General features: G+C 38.5%; 2 protein-coding genes and 1 pseudogene. 1 reads left to right on the forward strand and 2 read right to left on the reverse strand.

All coding sequences use genetic code 11. From position 1 onward, the window contains the following. A pseudogene (locus tag DDR33_RS26030) lies at positions 1 to 188 on the forward strand (hypothetical protein); the annotation flags it as partial. Between the two features lie 413 nt (positions 189 to 601). Here DDR33_RS26030 and DDR33_RS23235 read toward each other — a convergent pair. Both DDR33_RS23235 and DDR33_RS26035 read right to left on the reverse strand, forming a co-directional pair. Next, the gene (locus DDR33_RS23235) at positions 602 to 1,093 is read right to left on the reverse strand and encodes a hypothetical protein (protein WP_109418204.1); all 492 of its coding nucleotides are present in this window, start codon (positions 1,091 to 1,093) and stop codon (positions 602 to 604) included. 681 nt (positions 1,094 to 1,774) lie between these two features. Continuing rightward, a partial coding sequence (locus DDR33_RS26035; RefSeq protein WP_238387926.1) for a hypothetical protein occupies positions 1,775 to 2,283 on the reverse strand: 509 nt, incomplete at its 5' end.

Consider the following 2,283-nt stretch of genomic DNA (forward strand, 5'->3'; position numbering starts at 1 on the left):
CTGTTTCAGATATGCAACTTAAACTCCTTCAAAAAGTTGAAGAACTCACTCTTCATTTGATTAAACAGAACAAGATAATTAAGCAACAGCAGCAAAAGCTCGCAGATCACACAAAACAAACAGATGAGATAAAACGTCTGGAACAACGAATCAAACAATTAGAAGCGAAAGAACATCCGACCCGATGAATGGGCCCGGAACCATTCTTTTTATATAGTTGATGTGCTAGAAAGATTCAAAGACCGCCGAATTTCCTGGTGTTGCCAACCCCCAACAACATAACTGGAATCAAGGGTCTCCGCCTAACAATAGATGTGATATGGCTATGGGTCTCAATATCGCGGCGCCCTTTTATGTGATTTCACAGACACTGTTTACTTAAGATTAGAACTGGCAAAATAAGCATCTACTGCTGACCGGCACATGGCAACTACTATCGGTTCTGACCAGAGTCTGAAAATAGTTCAATTTTTAACGACTTCCCTAAGGCACTGGGGCCTAAAAACCGACAAAGCGCTCGAAGGTGAAAGGATTGATTGTACCTGCAAGATAAGGGTAGAACCCAGAGATAATTGATCATATTGCAGTTAAACCGACAGTTTTACAGATGCTTTGTCGCTATACTGCTCAAGACAGAATAGGCCTTGTTATAAACAGACATCTCTTCCCTGATTACATCAAATTCGCTGGAAACACATTCAAACATATTGTCATGAAATGTGAGAATAAAATGTCTAAACCCATCCCATTTTGCTGCGTTATAATAAGGATGTACTTTTTCTATCTGCTTCAATTTGTTTATCAAATCAGAATCAAGTAGTTCATAAAAGCCAAATGATTTAATTCCTAGCTTATAGTATGGGTGTCCCCTTAATGTTTCGTTACCAGGTAATCCAAAATTGTAATATAGATAACCTTTAAACTTTATTACCACGACTCCTATTTCATAACCTGTATTTCGTTCACTCAGATCTGTCATAACCTCGTTGTCTACATAAAAGCATACAACAAGTTCGGTATCATTCGATATTATCAATGGCGATGGAGCTCCTGCATCCATCTCAAACAATCCTTTTATTTCGACTAAACGCATTTCTATTTTTGAATAAACCTTGAAGGAATAAATTCAGATAACTCATACCCGTCCAAAATAAAACAAGGGAATAAGAAAAAAGAGGAGGCTGTTGCCGAAAAAGATCGATATTGCATACAGCACGTGTACCCTGGCAGGCTGCTCAAATCACCGAATCATAAAGCTATTACTCTCCATAGGAAAAGTCTCCTGAGCAGTATTCGAATCTATTGTTCCTCAACGAGAATGGCTCATACATGCACCAGCCCAAGGCAATCTCAACATTAGCCGGGCTCATTCAGAATCTCATCTATAATATTATTATTCAAGTACCTTATTTTATAAATAAAATTAACTACAAATAACGCAGACAACAGTAAAGCTTTATAATCTACAGTAATACCTACAATGAGAATAATTAAGAGAAAAATCAACTCCCTCATAATCGAAACTCGATAAACCAGATTGACAACTATTCCTGAGCCGCTCGGAACAATCTCAAATTTGCCGTCCTCTACCCTTGTATAATAATCCGATCGAGCACTTGTTCTATTACTGTAGACATCTTCGTTAAAGACCAATGACGTCTCAGTGCGTTCTACAATCTTGTAACCGGACTTCGTTAAGTATGCCGTAATCTTTTCAATTATGGCCTCGGGTGCATGATGAACTAACTTTTGAATCTTAAAGCTTAATTTAGTATTAATTTCCTCCACCATAAGTTTGTTTCTTAATATAAGAATCTGATAAGTTTGCTTTCATTAAAAATGGCGTCCCTATAAGAGTTGTAACGCCAATGTTAAATGTACCAGAATTTGAGAATTCCTTAACAAGAGAAAGGGGCCTTCCATAACTAGCAGCAAAGCCATAAGCAGTATATGTAGGTGCAAAACCAACGCTACCACTTACGAAACCAATACTACCAGAAACACCTCCCATCGCTCCCTTCCAATCAGAAAAAACAGCATTTTGAGATGACACATATACAGCTCCTCCTGCTATAGAGGGTGGATTAAAGCCATGTGCATAATAAACAGTCATGTAGCGTTGAGCCCAGTTTTTATCGGTCATAACTATTCCATACTCGACGATACCTCCGAAGACAAGGGACGCCCCAATTGAGACATTGCTAGCACTTGTTATCCGACCATACTTAGCTAGCTCCTGTTCAGGAGTGAGCTCTCCTCGCGTGTTAATTTCACGATTTTTTG

It is taken from the genome of Pararcticibacter amylolyticus (genome assembly GCF_003130405.1).
Taxonomy (GTDB): Bacteria; Bacteroidota; Bacteroidia; order Sphingobacteriales; family Sphingobacteriaceae; genus Arcticibacter; species Arcticibacter amylolyticus.